A 14676-nucleotide genomic window follows, 5' to 3' on the forward strand; every position below is an offset into this window, starting at 1 on the left:
CGGAGCGACTCGGTTGATCACACCGCGTCGCCGCCGTCGTCACGAGACCGGAGCGGGCGTTCGTTCAGCACGCGCGACGCGGACCTTCTGCCCCTGTCGGCGCATCACAGCCGTTCGCACACGCGCCAGGAACCGGTTGGACGGCACGAACACCTGCCCCTTGATGTGGGCCCCGAACTGGTGCTTCTTGATGAATGGTCGAAGGCCGGCTTCCCACTCCGTGAGGGCGGATTCGATCGACGCCGGGTTCGCCTCCAGTGCGGCGCCGAGCGCATCCGCTCCCATCAGGCCCGCCGTTGCCCCCATGCCCGAGTAGAGCGTGAGACACCAGGCGGAATCACCGAGCAGGACGACTCGCCCTTGGTGCCAACTCGGCATCTTGACCTGGTGCACCGAGTCGAAGAGGAAGTCTGGCGCGCTCTCGAGCTCGTCGAGCACATGCGCCACGGCTCCGTCACCATCGACACCCGCATACCGCGCACGAAGCGTCTCGATGGGAGGTCGACGGAACTCGGCGTCCTCGTCCGTGGTCCGGTACGTGAGCAGGGCGGTGGGAGTCCTGTCCCCGAACGGGAACACCCAGAGCGACCGACCGGGCTCGGCGAGGACGAGGCCGTCCCGCTCCGCGAACTGCGGGACCTGGCTGTCGAGTGCGAAGGCGCAGATGATCGCGTTGAACGGCTTCATGAACTGCTCGTTCGGACCGAACACGAGCTGTCGAACGGTCGAACGGAGGCCGTCTGCCCCGATCACCAGGTCGTACGACTCCTCGGTGAGCGTCCCGTCCTGCATGTTGCGGAGGACCACGTGTGCGCGGTCGGACATGGAACGGATCGCCTCCGGCGTCACGGAGTAGCGCACCTCGATCTCATCGCGGACCCGTTCCCACAGCGCCGCCTCGATGTCGCCGCGCAGCACCCCCCGAGGATGCCCCGGCTGATCCAGGAACCCGATGCTGAGCGTGCGGTCCCCGTCGGAGTCGACCTCCCACGTCTTGCTCCCTACAGGGTTCTCGCGCGTGATGTTGCCGAGCACGCCCAAACGCTCGGCAGCCTCGCGCCCCTCGGCGAAGAGGCCGATGAAGTACCCGCCTGACCGACGCTCCGGCGCCCGCTCGATGATCACGGGCTCCCATCCCGCGTCCTTCAATCGGACTGCGGTGGCCATCCCTGCGATGCCCAGACCGACGACGAGGACCCGCTTGCTCGACTGCATGATCAAACCCTTCATGTTTGCGACGTTGTGTCGTGAAAACTTTACGACGCCGCGTCGCGAAAAGGTTGAGAGTTCGCTGCTAACCGATGGATACTGGGGAACATGCCCAAGATCCTCGCCGGCAACCTGGCCGACCACCGCAGGAAGGTGCACGACGGGTTGCTGGATGCACTCGATGCCCTGCTCGACGAGCGTGACTACGACCGGATCACGCTCAAGGACATCGCGAGCAGGGCCGGAGTCGCGCGGAACACCGTCTACAACTACGCCCCCGACAAGGCGACCCTGCTGCTCGCTGCAGTCCGCCGATCGACCGTCGGCGTCAGCGACGCCGTCGACGAGCTGGTCAACTCGACCGACCTCGATGCCCCGCAGCGCCTCGCCGCCGTGATCGACTTCCTGCTCACGTCGTTCACCCGCGGCACCCATCGCGTCTTCGTGCTCCAGGCGCAGGTCGGCTCGCTCGAGGTCGAGGACCAGGCGATCGCGGCGGAGTCCATCGACGCCGTGCAGTCGAGCATCGGACGCGTCCTCGAAGCTGGCGCACGTTCCGGCGAGTTCGCGCCGGTGGCGAGCATCGAACGGACGCTCGCGTTCATCAGCGGCGTCATGGCTGCTGCGGTGCGGCAGATCGCGCACGAAGAGTCCGCACCCGGCCCAATCGTCGACGAGGCCACGACCTTCATCCTGCGCGCCGTCGGCGCGCACCAGCCGCACATCGCCGTCGATATCCAGCCAGGTCGACCCGCAGTGGTTGAAGAGGCCGCCGAGCCGTGACATAGTGCGCCTCTGGGTTGTCCGTCGACACGACGTGGCTTCCATCCTCCGGGTCCACAGACCGGGACCATCTGCTCGCGAAGTGCCTCCACCCGGCGCTTGAGTGTTCCAGATCCCTCCCCGACCCGAAGGCGACCACCTTGGCGCAACTCCGTTTTCGCGACTTCCATCCCGACGACATCGACGGCATCCCGCACCTGTGGGAAGAGCTCCGGGCGACTGGCGTCGAGCCGGTGTACGGGCTCTCGGAAGTACTCGCTTCCTGCCAGCAGGACCACGCCGTCGTCGCGGTTCTCGACGATGTCGTCATCGGCGCGGCGGTCGGACGCGCCGCACATGCCCAGGGCTGGATCGTGTTCCTCTCCACGGCGTCAGCACACCAGCACCAGGGCATCGGCGGCCGTATGCTGGCTGCCCTCGAGAAGCGCATGGCGCCGATCGGGCTCTCGAAGTTGTCCGTGCTCCTCCCGGACACCGCACTGCGGGTCGACGCGTTCAAGAACCAGGGATTCGAGGCGAAGAAGAACCTCGTCTACTTCGAACGGCAGATCCCCGTCCAGCGCAACGAACTGTCAGCCCTGCGCGAGCTGGGCGGACGCCTCATGCCCCGAGGTCTCTGGGACTCCATCGGCGGAATGCAGCACGAGAAGGACCTCCTCGAACGCCGGTTGGTCATGCCCCTGGCGCGCCCCGACCTCGCGGAACGGTTTGGAGTCGTCCCACCCAGCGCAGTTGTCCTGTTCGGCCCTCCCGGGACCGGTAAGACGACCTTCGCTCGCGCCATCGCCTCACGATTGGAGTGGTCGTTCGTGGAGGTGTTCCCCTCGCGACTCGCCTCGGATCCAGCCGGTCTCGCCGGCGCGCTTCGCGAGACCTTCACGAAGATCGCCGATCTGGAGCACGCGGTCGTGTTCATCGACGAGGTCGAGGAGATCGCGGTCCAGCGCGGTGGAGAGCCGCCGTCGGCAATGCAGGGGGTGACCAACGAGCTCCTCAAGATCATCCCCATGTTCCGCGATCAGCCCAACCGGCTCCTCGTCTGCGCGACGAACTTCATCCGCGCTCTCGACACAGCCTTCTTGCGCCATGGCCGCTTCGACTACGTGATCCCCATCGGCCTCCCCGATTCCGACGCGCGGACATCGATCTGGTCGCGGTACATCCCTCCGCACGTCCTCGCGGACATCGACGTGGATGCGCTCGTCTCCAGCACCGATGGTTTCTCACCAGCCGACATCGAATACGCCGCGCAGAAGGCCTCCCAGGGGGCTTTGGAGCGTGCCCTGTCGAGTGATGCCGGTGTGGACGGCGCAGCCGGACCGAGTTCCTCCGACTACCTGGACGCCGTTGCCGACACGCGCGCAACCGTCTCTCGGGAAGTGGCAGACGCGTTCCTCGAGGACATCGAGTCCATCGCGAGAGTATGACCTCGAGCCTCACGCGGTGGGTTGAGGAAGGACCCACGAGAGTCACGCGGGCGCCGCAGCGAGCATGGATCAGGCCACCGAGGTTGACTCCGGACGGCCTGTTCATTAGACGGCAGAGGCGCCGCTCACATGTTCCGGACGATGTCTGTCTGGAAGCTATGAACTACACCCGGCCGCGTAGCCTGTCTCAGTTACCGATGGACTACCGGACACGGCTATCAGTCGCTCATATTCACTTAGTTCACTCACGCTCGGTTCGGGCGGACCCGTGTCGGGCGAAGCCGATCGCACCAACGATTGCCGCCAGCAGTCCCATCGCAGCGATGACCAGCCCGCCGGCTACGAGCCCGACGTAACCGACGCCGGCGCCGGCGCCGAGGACGGCCATGACGAGTCCCGCAACCAGAGCCCCGACGCCGATCGCAAGGCCGAGCACGCGAGGCTGAATACGGGACAACATGCGTGCATTCAACTCTCCACTAGCGGCGTCCGGTGACTCATCGATCACTGGACAGCAACTGTTCCGACGGGTCTGAGCGCGTCCAGACTGCTGTCCAGTGATCGATCCATGTCCGGTCGCGGCTACGTTGTCGGCATGGTCGATTCGGAGCGCCGTCGCATCAACATGTTCTGCGACTACGAAGCCCGGTGGCCGCTCTGGGACGACGGCATGCTCACCCCGTCATCGCTCGGGCTGTCGCCCGGGCTCACCTCGAAGCTCCGCGCTTGGACCGACTACTACCTCGACCACGCGCGAATGAATCAGCCGTGGCTCGTCTCGAAGGAACGTGATGCGGAGTGGTATGCCGAGGGACAACGCTTGAGCGAACACCTCGCTAGGGAGCTCGGCGGCAAGGTCGAGGTCCACTACCCAGGCACATGACTCTTGGCGTCCGTTAGCCGGTCGCCCGATCAACGGTCTACCGAGCCATCCAACGGTCGGGCCTCTGACTACGGCGCTCACCTCGCAGACACACTGCGCAGCGCCGCTATGTCTGTGGTTACCGACATACTTCAACCGAGCGCATCCGATGAACGCGTGCGTTCTAGGTATCGAGGATCGAGTGGAGTGAATAGACCGATGAGGATCTCACGGCCGCCAGCCGCCAGCCACCACCTGCTCGCCCAGGTTCGCGAGGCCTTTGGAAGAGTCGCGTACTCTCACAAGACTCAGGAGAAGCAAGCGGACATCTGCTTCACTAAGCATCGTTGGCAGCAGGGCGTACTCATCGCTCTGACCGCGGTCAGCTCTGGCACGTTCTTGGTCGCCGTGGTGAGTCCGTTCGCCAGCACCACGGTTACCAGCCTCGCGACGTCTACCATCGCTGTCCTGGTGACCTGGGTCTCGCTGGGATCGAAAACATTTCGTTTCCATGAAGAGGCTGAAGCCCACCGGGACACTGCGTCGCGACTGTGGGACGTACGCGAGTCATATGTTTCGCTCATCGCCGACCTAATGTCTCACGAGATCACGGACCCCCAAGCACGGGTCCGCCGCGATGAGCTGCAGGAAGCTTCGCGCGATGTCTACTCCTCTGCTCCCCGTACCACCTCGAAGGCGTACGAGCGCGCGCAGGACGGCCTCAAGAACAACGAGGAGCTGACGTTCTCCTCCCGCGAGCTCGACCTTTTGCTTCCCGAGGCGTTGCGGCTTAACGAAAGCCAGGTCTGAGGATGGAAACCGATCAGATTTTTGACGGCTTGCTGGCGAACCTCAAGGTGGGGGAAAAGGCTAAGACGGTCCGATCGCGCCGGGACGAGATCACGAAGGCCTTAAATAAGAACTTTCGAGATAAGGACGCCTCGGTCGAGTACAAGTTGATGATCGGCTCGTTCGGACGCCACACTGCGATCAGGTCTATCTCCGACCTCGACATGATCTTCATCCTGCCGTCGAGCCTGCGTGGTGACTACAGCGAGGCCAACGGCCCTCGCCGGATGCTCGAGCGCGTGCGCGACGTCCTCACGGCGCGGTACACGAACACGGATATCCGCGTCGACCAGTGCGTTGTTCGCGTGCAGTTCGTGTCTGACGCGTTCAAGTTTGAGGTTCAGCCAGCGTTCGAGAACGAAGATGGCAGCTTTGACTACCCCGACACCAAAGCGGAGTCCTGGAAGACGACAAAACCGCGCGCGGAAATTGCCGAGACGAAGGAATGCAACGATCGCACTTCGACGAACATGCGTCATCTCGCGCGGATGACACGGGCCTGGAAAAACACAAACGGTGTCAATCTCGGTGGCCTTGTCATCGACACCTTGGTCAACAACTTCTTCGCGCAAACCAGCGAGTTCGATTTTGCCAAGACCGGCTCTTTTGATGTCATGTCCAGAGACTTCTTCGAGTTCCTCATGCATGAGCCGGAGAAGGACTACTACCTGGCGCTCGGAAGCCGCCAGCGTGTCCACGTCAAGGCCAAGTTTCAGGCCAAGGCAAAGAAGGCTTACAACCGCTGCGTCTCTGCCATCGAACTCGAGGGTAAGACCGCGGCAGTCAAGAAGTGGCGTGAGGTCTTCGGTACCGGTGTGCCCCTAACAGCACCCGGAGGCACCCTCAAGGCATCTGCCAGTGCCACGTATATCGGCGCCGAAGAGTTCATCGAGGATCACTACCCGGTAGACATCACCGCGAGCGTGTACATCGACTGCGAGGTAACTCAGAAGGGTTGGCGCCCGACGTGGCTGCGCTCGATGAGACGGGTCGGAGACCCGCTTTTGGCTGGCAAGCGCATGAAGTTTCAGGTCAAGAGCTGCTCGGCTTCGGAGCCTTATGTGCTGAAGTGGAAGGTGCTCAACCAGGGTTCGGAAGCGGAGAAACGCCGAATGATCCGCGGCGACATCATTGACTCGACAGAGCCCGGTATTCGGAAAGAAAGTTCAAGCTTCCGTGGCGAACACATCGTGGAGTGCTACGTCGTCAAGGATGGAATCGTGGTGGCTCGCGACCGCATCGACGTTCCAATCAGTACGACTGTGGACGTCTGAGACCATCCGGCCATCAGCGCTACTTCCTAAACCGAGCCGCGGCCCGATAGCCAATTGTCTACCGGACGGGCTGTCTGCTCCACCGTGACGATCTGGTCGAGATCACGGTAAGTCGCGAGGCCCTCTGAGCTGACCCCACCCGAGTTCGCTCTCCGCAATGAAGTCTTGGAGATCGCTCTGCACATTGCGAACGAGGGCGTCAGGGCCGTCCTCGACCCATAAGCCGCCGGACCAACCGCGTTCGTGCAGGATGCGCCAGCGGACCACGGCACTGTTCTGCTCGACGAGATCGTCCCCGTCCAGCGCTGGGCCGGTGACGTCGTCGATCGACACGATCTCCACCGTGAGCGTTGCGAGTTCGGGGGTCGTGAGCATGAAGTGGAACATCGGCCGCAGCAGGGCGATGACTTCTGACACTTCCAAGATCTCGTCCACCACTCGAAGCTAGCGCCCGAGATCATCGGGACGCTCGCCCGCACCGAGCGTCGCTCCTGTCCGTTGATCGATGGCCTACCGGTCGATGCGTGCGAGCCAGTCGCGGACCAGGGCGGCCGTGACTTCGGGTTGCTCGAGGTGCACGTTGTGTCCAGCGGCGTCGAGGACGACGAAGCTCCCTCGCGGGTAGTGGTCCCGGAGTGCAAGCCCGTCCTCGTACCCGACGACGTCGTCCTGCCGACCGAACACATGCAGCGCCGGCGCGATGAACGGCTCCCGATGGCGTTCCTCCGGGACGGCCTCCAGCGCGTAGTCAGTGGCGATGCGGTCCATCACCGCCGTGTCGGAGCCGCGGAGCCCGGGCAGTACGTACCGCTCGAACGCCGCGAACGCGGCCGCGTCCTGGATGACGCTGACCTCCTCGAACGCTTCTCGAGCGTCACCGGCATCTTCGAGGACGGACGGGTCGGTGTGCAGCACGGTGCGCGGGGGGACGGCACGGTCTGCGTGCACCGGATGCACGACACCTGCCAGGGTCGCGACGCCGAGCACGTGGTCTCGGCGTTCGTGCGCGACGTGTCGGGCGATCATGCCGCCGAACGAGTTCCCGATGACGGCGAAGGGCTCGTCGCCGAGGTGGTGGTCGATCTCGGCGAGTACCTCGTCGGCCACGTCGACCGCGCTCTTCGCGGTCGCGGTCGCCGCGGCGGCTTCGGCCCATGGCAGGTCGAGGAACACCATCCGCCAGGGCAGGTCCTGCACCGCGTCCGCCAGTGGCAGCATGATGCGGTGGTCCACACCGAACCCGTGGAGGGCGACGAGCGGACGACCAGAACCGAGAACGCGCGTGATCACCTGGTAAGCCTATGAGTCGCCCATATCGACAGCCGGTCGTTCTCCGGGCACTTCGCTGCCGATTTCGGCCATACTTCACTCGCAATGGTCGCACTGCACAGCGATCGCGGATCTCAGCCCCGAGCCCGCCCCGCGTACGCCCGCGCCTTCATCCGGTTCCCGCAGGTCGCCATGGAACACCACTTCGCGGTGCCGGGGCGGCTGTGGTCGACGAGGAACAGGTTGCACGCATCGTTCGCGCAGGCGCGGAGCCGCCCGGGTAGGCGAGCGCTGACGGCCGACCAGGCGAGCACGACCCGTACCGGCAACCGGTGGTCCGGGTCGTCGGTCCGGAGCTCCCAGGCGACGCCGTCGCGGGAGACGTGCGGGGTCCGCACGGTTCCGTCGACGATGCGCGTGAGCTCGTCGACGGCCGCGGCCGTGTCGCCACGGACGACGGACTGAACGGCATCACGTGCACGACGGAGCTGTTCGCGTTCCGTAGCGGTGCCGGTCCCACCCCAGTCCCGTGCCAGCGCCGCTGCGCCCGACCCCTCCAGGGAGTCGGTCTGGCGTCCGTCGACCACGGGTGCGCTGTTCAGCACCTCGAGCAGCAGTGCTTCGTCGTGGTCCACCGGTCCATGCCTTCCCGTGCACCGTCCGGTGCGCAGTGGCCATGCTACCGTCGTGGTAACCAGTAAAACAATCCAAAGGGGTTAGTCATGGTCGCTGTTCATCACCGCACCGTGTCCGTCGACGGACTCGACGTCTTCTGGCGCGAGGCCGGGCCGTCGGATGCACCCGTCCTCCTGCTGCTGCACGGGTACCCGTCGAGTTCGCACATGTTCCGGCACCTGATCCCGGCGATGGCTGATCGGTACCGCGTCATCGCGCCGGACCACATCGGTTTCGGGCGCTCCTCGGCACCGTCCGTCGACGACTTCGACTACTCGTTCGCGGCCCTCGCCGAGACGACCCGGCGGTTCCTCGAAACGATCGGAGTCGACCGGTACACGATCTACGTGCAGGACTACGGCGCTCCCGTCGGATGGCGCCTCGCTCTCGCCGACCCCGACGCGGTCACGGGGGTCATCTCGCAGAACGGCAACGCCTACGAGGACGGCTTCGTCCCCGACTTCTGGGATCCGATCTGGGCCGACGCCGCCCAGCGCACCGACGTGACGCGCGACGCGCTCCGTCCGGCCCTCGGGCGAGCGGCAGTCGAATGGCAGTACACCCACGGGGTTCCGGATCCGACGACGGTCGACCCGGACGCCTGGGAGCACGACCTCGCCCTGCTCGCGCGACCGGGGCAGGACGACGTGCAGCTGGCGTTGTTCCGCGACTACGCGACGAACCGCGCGCTCTACCCCGACGTGCACGCCTGGCTGCGTGCGTCCAGGGTTCCCGTGCTCGCGATCTGGGGCAGGAACGACGAGATATTCGCCGCAGCGGGTGCCCGGGCATTCCGACAGGACGTGCCCACTGCGCGGATCGACCTGCTCGACGGCGGGCACTTCCTGCTCGAGTCGGACCTCGATCGCGTCGTGACCACGATCCGGCAGTGGCTCGCCGACGAATGACCGGGCGCCGAGTCTGACGATCGACCGTCAGACTTGGCCACCTGGCCAAGTACGGCGGTACGGTCGGATCATGACCCTCCAGCAGGAGCACCGCAGCGTCGAGGAACGACGCGAGCAGCTCGTCGACGCCGCGATCGCCGTCCTGCGCGACGGCGGCATCAGCGCCGTGACCACCCGCGCGGTCACCGCCCGCGCCGGCCTGCCGCACGGCGCCTTCCACTACTGCTTCGCATCGAAGGCGCCGCTCTTCCGAGCAGTGCTCGAACGCCAGCTCCGCACGGCCATGGCGGTCGCGTTCGCACCGCCGGTCACGCGGCTCGACCTGGAGGCCCGGATCGCCTCCGGCCTGTCGGCCCACCTCGCGCAGACGCGCGACGATCCAGCGACCGCACTCGCCGTCGTCGAGCTGGTCACCCACTCACGACGCGACCCCGACCTGCAGGACCTGGCCGCGTGGGAGCAGCACGCGTACCTCGACGCCGTCCGCGAGCAGGTCGACGAGTGGACCGCCGAGGACGGCATCCGCTGGGCAGTGCCGGTCGAGCACGTCGTCCGGCTGCTCATCGCGACCGCCGACGGCATCAGCTCGACGTGGCTCGCCGACCGGGACGACACAGCCGCACAGGCCACCGTCCGGGTCGCGGCACGGGCGATCGCGGCCCTGGCGGACGGGAGCGACGCATGAAGTGGCTGTTCCTCGGGACCGCGATCGCCGCCGAGGTCACGGCGGCGCTCTCCATGCAGGCTGCCGTCGACCAGCCCGGGTGGTACGCACTCGTCGTCGTGGGCTACGTCGCCGCGTTCGCGATGCTGATCCTGGTGCTGCGCGCGGGCATGGCGGTGGGGGTCGCCTACGGCATCTGGGGAGCCTCCGGCGTCGCCCTGACCGCGGTGCTCGCGGCCGTCCTGTTCGGGCAGGCGCTGACCCTGACCATGGTCGTCGGCATCGCGCTCATCGCCGCCGGGGTGCTCCTGGTCGAGATCGGCTCGCAGCGAGCCCTCGCCGCACGGAAGCGGGGGGCGTTCTGATGGCCTGGCTCCTGCTCGCCGTCGCGATCGTCTCCGAGGTCGGTGCGACGATCAGCCTCAAGCTCGCGACCGACGGCAAGAAGGTGTTCTTCGTGCCCGTCGTCGCGGGGTACCTCGTCGCGTTCAGCCTGCTCGCCGTCGCCCTGACGCTCGGCCTGCCGATCGGTGTCGCCTACGGGATCTGGGCCGCGACCGGCGTCGCACTGACCGCGATCCTGGGCAGGGTGCTCTTCCGCGAACCGCTGACGGCGCTCATGCTCGGCGGCATCGCGCTGATCATCGCCGGGGTGTTCCTGGTCGAACTCGGACACTGACCGGGGGCTGCGTCGAAACCGAACCTGCGCCAGAATCGCACCATGACCGACAACCGTGACGAGCAGCCGCGTGTGATCGCCGTGAGTCGCGACAGCGTCCATCGGTTCAGCAAGCCCGTCGTCGACGAGGTGACGCTGGTCGAGGGGTGGGGCATCGAGGGCGACGCCCACGCCGGCACGACCGTGCAGCACCGGTCTCGTGTCGCGCGGGATCCCTCGCAGCCGAACCTGCGGCAGGTCCACCTGCTCCACGCCGAGGTGTTCGACGAGGTCGCTCAGGCCGGGTACCACCTCGAGCCGGGCCAGATGGGCGAGAACGTCACGACCCGCGGTGTCGATCTGCTCGGCCTGCCGACCGGGACGGTACTGCACCTCGGCAACGAGGCGTGCGTCCGGGTGACGGGCCTGCGGAACCCGTGCCAGCAGATCAACGGGTTCGAACCGGGTCTGTTGCGCGAGGTGCTCGGGCGGGACGAGGACGGGTCGGTGGTGCGGAAGGGCGGCGTGATGAGCGTCGTCGTGACCGGCGGTGTCGTCCGGACGGGTGACCGCATCCGCGTCGAGCTCCCCGCCGGCGAGCAGCAGGCGCTGCAGCCGGTCTGACGAGCACCCGAGCGCCCAGGCTCGGCCCCTACTCCCCCGCCGCCGCGGCCTGCTGGTACAGACTCGTCGCCAGGTCGTTGAGCACCTCGTGCAGCTCGCCGCCGTGCGCGCCGTCGACCGCCCGGAGCATGGCGGCGTAGCGCTGCCGGTAGTCCGCGACGACATCGTCGCCGGCCGGCAGCAGCCGCAGCAACGACCCACGCCGGTCGTTCGGGTTCGGCGCGCGCTCGAGCAGTCCGGCGGTGCTCATCCGGTCGATCATGTTCGTCACCGCGCCTGAGGTCAGGCCGAGGTACCCGGCGACCTCCGTCGGCGTGGAGTAGCCGGTGTCGCTGATGAGCACGAGTGCTCGGAGGGCGTTCTCGTGCACACCGGCCCGTGCACTGAGCTGGTTCACCAGGCTCGCGTTCGCGCGCACGACGGCGGTGAACGCGGCCATGAGGTCGGCGGCGTCGTCGGGTGCGGCGGGGGTCACGGGGGGAATCCTTGCATGTCGGGAACCCGGGGGGCGGGAGCGTCCCCCGCACTGGGGTAATTGTGCGAGTGGCTAACTTGGTCAAGCAATGACTATCTTAATGATTGAAGCAAATCAGCCCGAGTGACTTGCTTCCCCCAACCACTGCGAACCACCGAACCGATGAGGTACACCGTGTCCACCAAGCTCCGCACCTCCGCGCTGAAGCGGATCCGTTTCGCCCCCGTGGCGCTCCTCGCCGGCATCTTCGCCGCCGTGCTCCTCTCCCTCTCGCTCACCGGCACCCTGTCCGGGTTCGCGGCGAGCATCACGAACAGCAGCAACACCGCCGGCAGCGGCACGCTGATCATGCAGGAGCAGAACGCCGGCGCGACCGTCACCTGCCTCAGCACCGACGGCGGCTCGGTCTCGACGAACTCCGCGACCTGCTCGACGATCAACAAGTTCGGTGGCAGCACGACGATGACGCCGGGCAACACGGTGAACACCGCGATCTCGATCAAGAACACCGGAACCGCGGCCGCCAGCACCTTCACGCTGAACCCGGGCGCCACCTGCACCCAGTCGGCGAACGGCTCGGCCAACGGCACCGCGACCGACCTCTGCGCCAAGATGAACCTCGTCATCACCTCGGGTTCGACCACGGTCTTCAGCGGCACCCTCGCCAGCTTCAAGGGCGCGGCGGCCTCGGCCTTCACGATGCCGGCCGCTCCGGCAGCCGGTGCGAGCGTCCCGTTCAACTTCGCGGTGACCCTCGACTCCTCGGCGGGCAACACCTACCAGGGCCTCGCGGCCTCGGTCCCCATGACCTGGACGTTCACGGCCTGATCCCGCCCCGGGTCGGTGCCCCCAGCCGCCCCGTGACGAGCCCGTGACCCCAGACCGGCGACGCTCGACCGACCCCCCTCCGGCCGAGCGTCGCCACCCCCGTTCCACCAAGCGCAGCGAGCGCTGAGCCGAACCCCCCGAGCCGCAGGAGCAGCACATGAGCCAGACCGCAGCGATCCCGCTCAGCGGCACGCTCGACCGTCCGGTCCTCCGGGGCCGCGCGGTCACTCGCTCCGAGACCGCCCTCGCCTGGCTGCTGGCGCTGGTGGCCGCCGTGTTGCTCACCGCCGCCGTCCTCTTCCTTTCCGCCGGCGGCCGCTGGTTCGTCGTCGAGACGCCCTCGATGGGTGAAGCAGCCCCGGTCGGCACCCTCGTGCTCGACCTGCCGGTCGACGTCAGCACCCTGCACGTCGGCGACGTCGTCTCGTTCGAGACCTCCGCGAACCCCGACGTCGTCTACACGCACCGCATCATCGCGATCGACGCCGACGGCGGCCTGCACACCCGCGGCGACGTGAACGGCGCGGTCGACCCGTGGACGCTGTCGCAGGCCGACGTGATCGGCACCCCGGCGCTCCTGGTCCCGCACCTCGGCTGGTTGTTCCGCGCCGCGCCGATCCTGCTCATCGGCACGTTGCTGATCCTCACCCTGACCAGTGCCTTCACCGACCGGGTGACCCGCACCTGCCTCCGGATCGCCGGCTCCGCCCTGACGGTCTCCTATGCGGCGTTCGTCCTGAAGCCCTTCGTCAACGTGACGACCATCACGAACACCTCGAGCCCGACGGGCGTCGAGGCCACCGTCATCTCGTCCGGCATCTTCCCGGTGCGCATCGACGCCCACGGCGGCAACACCGTGCACCTGGTCGACGGTGAGGTCGGCCGCGTGGTCATCCACGAACTCACGAAGAACGGGCACTACCAGCTGACCTCGAACATCGACCTCGACCCGCTCGGGTGGGTGGCGCTGATCGCCGTGTGCCTGGTGCCGCTCGTCGCCTGCCTGGCCGTCGGACGCGTCGAGGCGGTGCGCGCATCGTGATCCTCCGTCGCCTGCGTGACGGCCGTGTCGTCGCCCTCCTGCTCGTGGTCGCCCTGGCCGTCGTCGTCCTGCTGAACCAGTTCGCCCCGACGCGCTCCGCCTACAGCGCCACCGTGCGGAACGACACGAACACCGCCGCGACCGCGCCGTACTTCACCTGCACCGGTGCCGTCACCGCCGATGCCGCCAACGCGCTCTTCGCCTACCGGCTCACCGAGTCGACGAACGCGAAGACCGCGACCGACTCGTCGGGCCGCGGTGCGAACGGCACGTACCAGGGCTCGATGACCACGGCCACGACGACCCCGATCGCCTGCCCGCGGGACAGCGGCAGCGCCTACGTCCTGAACGGTTCGACGAGCTACGTCTCGACCCCGACCTCGTACGCCAACCCGACGACCTTCAGCGAAGAGGTCTGGTTCAAGACCACGGTCGCCGGTGGACAGCTCATCGGCTTCGGCAGCAGCCAGACCGGCGGATCAGGGCAGCACGACCGGAAGCTCTACCTCAACACGAGCGGACAGCTCGTCTTCGGGACCTACAACGGCACGACCCAGGTCGTCACCTCGCCCAAGGTGTACACCGACGGCACGTGGCACCACGCCGTGACGACGATGTCGCCGACCAACGGCATGCGCCTGTACGTCGACGGCACGCTCGTCGCCTCGAACACGGCGTACAAGACGCCGGAGAACTACACCGGCTGGTTCCGGATCGGCTACGACACCATCGGCGGGTGGCCGGGTTCGCCCGCCAACGCCTACTTCACCGGGTCCATGCGGTACGCGGCCGTCTACGGGACGGAACTGTCCGCGAGCCAGGTCGCCGCGCACGCAGCAGCCGGTCGCTGACGCGCCGCAGGGCGGACGGGAGGCCCGAAGCGGGCCCGCCACGGGCCTCCCGTCCGCCCGCGGTCGCGCCCACCCCGCCGGTGAGGTTCCGAGATCTCGGAACCTCACCGGCGTGCAGCGCCCCGATCGGAACCTCGGCGGAACGCGGGCGGGGTGTCGTGGAACGTCACGCTGTCCGGCACCGCCGCGGGCCTTCCGTCAGGAACCGGGGCGGGCGCACCAACCCCCGGATTCGGCGCGACGAATACCGCTGATCAGGCCTTTTCGTGTTGAGTACC

Annotated in this window: 19 protein-coding genes; 13 read left to right on the forward strand and 6 right to left on the reverse strand. The window is 67.0% G+C overall.

Annotated elements, in window-relative coordinates:
- Positions 1 to 39 precede the first annotated feature (39 nt).
- Positions 40 to 1353 (reverse strand): FAD-dependent monooxygenase, encoded by a 1314-nt coding sequence (locus OGL88_RS00820; protein ID WP_263089317.1) that lies wholly within the window; start codon positions 1351 to 1353, stop codon positions 40 to 42.
- Here OGL88_RS00820 and OGL88_RS00825 point away from each other — a divergent pair.
- Complete coding sequence (locus OGL88_RS00825; RefSeq protein WP_263055239.1) at positions 1318 to 1992, forward strand: TetR/AcrR family transcriptional regulator; 675 nt, start codon at positions 1318 to 1320, stop codon at positions 1990 to 1992. The two genes, OGL88_RS00820 and OGL88_RS00825, sit on opposite strands and share 36 nt — an antisense overlap.
- A 140-nt stretch (positions 1993 to 2132) precedes the next feature.
- Complete coding sequence (locus OGL88_RS00830; RefSeq protein WP_263055238.1) at positions 2133 to 3419, forward strand: ATP-binding protein; 1287 nt, start codon at positions 2133 to 2135, stop codon at positions 3417 to 3419.
- A 241-nt stretch (positions 3420 to 3660) separates the two neighbouring features.
- Here the strand turns inward: OGL88_RS00830 and OGL88_RS00835 are convergent, their stop codons facing one another.
- Positions 3661 to 3927, reverse strand: coding sequence for a hypothetical protein (locus OGL88_RS00835; RefSeq protein ID WP_263089318.1), 267 nt, complete (start codon positions 3925 to 3927; stop codon positions 3661 to 3663).
- 87 nt (positions 3928 to 4014) lie between these two features.
- Here OGL88_RS00835 and OGL88_RS00840 point away from each other — a divergent pair, with 87 nt between their 5' ends.
- From OGL88_RS00840 to OGL88_RS00850, 3 genes are all read left to right on the forward strand, one after another.
- On the forward strand, positions 4015 to 4302 hold the full coding sequence (locus OGL88_RS00840) for a hypothetical protein (RefSeq protein ID WP_263089319.1): 288 nt from the start codon (positions 4015 to 4017) through the stop codon (positions 4300 to 4302).
- A 198-nt stretch (positions 4303 to 4500) separates the two neighbouring features.
- Positions 4501 to 5091: an SLATT domain-containing protein gene (locus OGL88_RS00845; RefSeq protein WP_263055235.1), complete on the forward strand. Its 591-nt coding sequence runs from the start codon at positions 4501 to 4503 to the stop codon at positions 5089 to 5091.
- A 2-nt stretch (positions 5092 to 5093) separates the two neighbouring features.
- Positions 5094 to 6404: a nucleotide-binding domain-containing protein gene (locus OGL88_RS00850; protein ID WP_263055234.1), complete on the forward strand. Its 1311-nt coding sequence runs from the start codon at positions 5094 to 5096 to the stop codon at positions 6402 to 6404.
- Positions 6405 to 6506: 102 nt separating this feature from the next.
- On the opposite strand, the gene OGL88_RS00855 is transcribed toward OGL88_RS00850, so the two are convergent.
- The 3 genes from OGL88_RS00855 to OGL88_RS00865 all read right to left on the reverse strand — a co-directional run bounded on the left by OGL88_RS00855 (position 6507) and on the right by OGL88_RS00865 (position 8308).
- A complete protein-coding gene (locus OGL88_RS00855; RefSeq protein WP_263089320.1) occupies positions 6507 to 6839 on the reverse strand; it encodes a hypothetical protein in 333 nt (110 codons plus the stop codon).
- A gap of 75 nt (positions 6840 to 6914) precedes the next feature.
- A complete protein-coding gene (locus OGL88_RS00860; protein WP_263055232.1) occupies positions 6915 to 7694 on the reverse strand; it encodes an alpha/beta fold hydrolase in 780 nt (259 codons plus the stop codon).
- A 113-nt stretch (positions 7695 to 7807) separates the two neighbouring features.
- On the reverse strand, positions 7808 to 8308 hold the full coding sequence (locus OGL88_RS00865) for a CGNR zinc finger domain-containing protein (RefSeq protein ID WP_263055231.1): 501 nt from the start codon (positions 8306 to 8308) through the stop codon (positions 7808 to 7810).
- A gap of 87 nt (positions 8309 to 8395) precedes the next feature.
- Here OGL88_RS00865 and OGL88_RS00870 point away from each other — a divergent pair, with 87 nt between their 5' ends.
- The 5 genes from OGL88_RS00870 (at position 8396) to OGL88_RS00890 (ending at position 11202) form a co-directional block, all read left to right on the forward strand.
- Complete coding sequence (locus tag OGL88_RS00870) at positions 8396 to 9256, forward strand: alpha/beta fold hydrolase (protein ID WP_214545976.1); 861 nt, start codon at positions 8396 to 8398, stop codon at positions 9254 to 9256.
- A 70-nt stretch (positions 9257 to 9326) separates the two neighbouring features.
- The gene (locus tag OGL88_RS00875) at positions 9327 to 9941 is read left to right on the forward strand and encodes a TetR/AcrR family transcriptional regulator (RefSeq protein ID WP_263055230.1); all 615 of its coding nucleotides are present in this window, start codon (positions 9327 to 9329) and stop codon (positions 9939 to 9941) included.
- Positions 9938 to 10285 (forward strand): DMT family transporter, encoded by a 348-nt coding sequence (locus OGL88_RS00880; RefSeq protein WP_263055229.1) that lies wholly within the window; start codon positions 9938 to 9940, stop codon positions 10283 to 10285. The genes OGL88_RS00875 and OGL88_RS00880 overlap by 4 nt, the downstream gene beginning before the upstream one ends.
- Positions 10285 to 10599: a DMT family transporter gene (locus tag OGL88_RS00885; RefSeq protein ID WP_263055228.1), complete on the forward strand. Its 315-nt coding sequence runs from the start codon at positions 10285 to 10287 to the stop codon at positions 10597 to 10599. Before OGL88_RS00880 ends, OGL88_RS00885 begins: the two co-directional genes overlap by 1 nt.
- Before the next feature lie 42 nt (positions 10600 to 10641).
- A complete protein-coding gene (locus OGL88_RS00890) occupies positions 10642 to 11202 on the forward strand; it encodes an MOSC domain-containing protein (protein WP_263055227.1) in 561 nt (186 codons plus the stop codon).
- Between the two features lie 28 nt (positions 11203 to 11230).
- Here the strand turns inward: OGL88_RS00890 and OGL88_RS00895 are convergent, their stop codons facing one another.
- The gene (locus OGL88_RS00895) at positions 11231 to 11677 is read right to left on the reverse strand and encodes a MarR family winged helix-turn-helix transcriptional regulator (protein ID WP_263089321.1); all 447 of its coding nucleotides are present in this window, start codon (positions 11675 to 11677) and stop codon (positions 11231 to 11233) included.
- 174 nt (positions 11678 to 11851) lie between these two features.
- Between OGL88_RS00895 and OGL88_RS00900 the strand changes: the two genes are divergently transcribed.
- The 3 genes from OGL88_RS00900 (at position 11852) to OGL88_RS00910 (ending at position 14398) form a co-directional block, all read left to right on the forward strand.
- A complete protein-coding gene (locus OGL88_RS00900) occupies positions 11852 to 12505 on the forward strand; it encodes a hypothetical protein (protein ID WP_263089322.1) in 654 nt (217 codons plus the stop codon).
- Between the two features lie 157 nt (positions 12506 to 12662).
- A complete protein-coding gene (locus OGL88_RS00905) occupies positions 12663 to 13547 on the forward strand; it encodes a S26 family signal peptidase (protein WP_205463455.1) in 885 nt (294 codons plus the stop codon).
- Positions 13544 to 14398: a LamG domain-containing protein gene (locus tag OGL88_RS00910; protein WP_263055342.1), complete on the forward strand. Its 855-nt coding sequence runs from the start codon at positions 13544 to 13546 to the stop codon at positions 14396 to 14398. The genes OGL88_RS00905 and OGL88_RS00910 overlap by 4 nt, the downstream gene beginning before the upstream one ends.
- The last annotated feature ends 278 nt before the right edge of the window (positions 14399 to 14676 follow it).

Source organism: Curtobacterium sp. RIT-PI-V, assembly GCF_025642935.1.
GTDB lineage: Bacteria > Actinomycetota > Actinomycetes > Actinomycetales > Microbacteriaceae > Curtobacterium.

Excerpts from the sequence above, each read along its gene's own strand:
- OGL88_RS00885 (WP_263055228.1), top strand. The coding sequence starts at position 10,285 with ATGGCCTGGCTCCTGCTCGCCGTCGCGATCGTCTCCGAGGTCGGTGCG.
- OGL88_RS00905 (WP_205463455.1), top strand. The coding sequence starts at position 12,663 with ATGAGCCAGACCGCAGCGATCCCGCTCAGCGGCACGCTCGACCGTCCG.
- OGL88_RS00850 (WP_263055234.1), top strand. The coding sequence starts at position 5,094 with ATGGAAACCGATCAGATTTTTGACGGCTTGCTGGCGAACCTCAAGGTG.
- OGL88_RS00845 (WP_263055235.1), top strand. The coding sequence starts at position 4,501 with ATGAGGATCTCACGGCCGCCAGCCGCCAGCCACCACCTGCTCGCCCAG.
- OGL88_RS00840 (WP_263089319.1), top strand. The coding sequence starts at position 4,015 with ATGGTCGATTCGGAGCGCCGTCGCATCAACATGTTCTGCGACTACGAA.
- OGL88_RS00875 (WP_263055230.1), top strand. The coding sequence starts at position 9,327 with ATGACCCTCCAGCAGGAGCACCGCAGCGTCGAGGAACGACGCGAGCAG.
- OGL88_RS00825 (WP_263055239.1), top strand. The coding sequence starts at position 1,318 with ATGCCCAAGATCCTCGCCGGCAACCTGGCCGACCACCGCAGGAAGGTG.
- OGL88_RS00890 (WP_263055227.1), top strand. The coding sequence starts at position 10,642 with ATGACCGACAACCGTGACGAGCAGCCGCGTGTGATCGCCGTGAGTCGC.
- OGL88_RS00870 (WP_214545976.1), top strand. The coding sequence starts at position 8,396 with ATGGTCGCTGTTCATCACCGCACCGTGTCCGTCGACGGACTCGACGTC.
- OGL88_RS00880 (WP_263055229.1), top strand. The coding sequence starts at position 9,938 with ATGAAGTGGCTGTTCCTCGGGACCGCGATCGCCGCCGAGGTCACGGCG.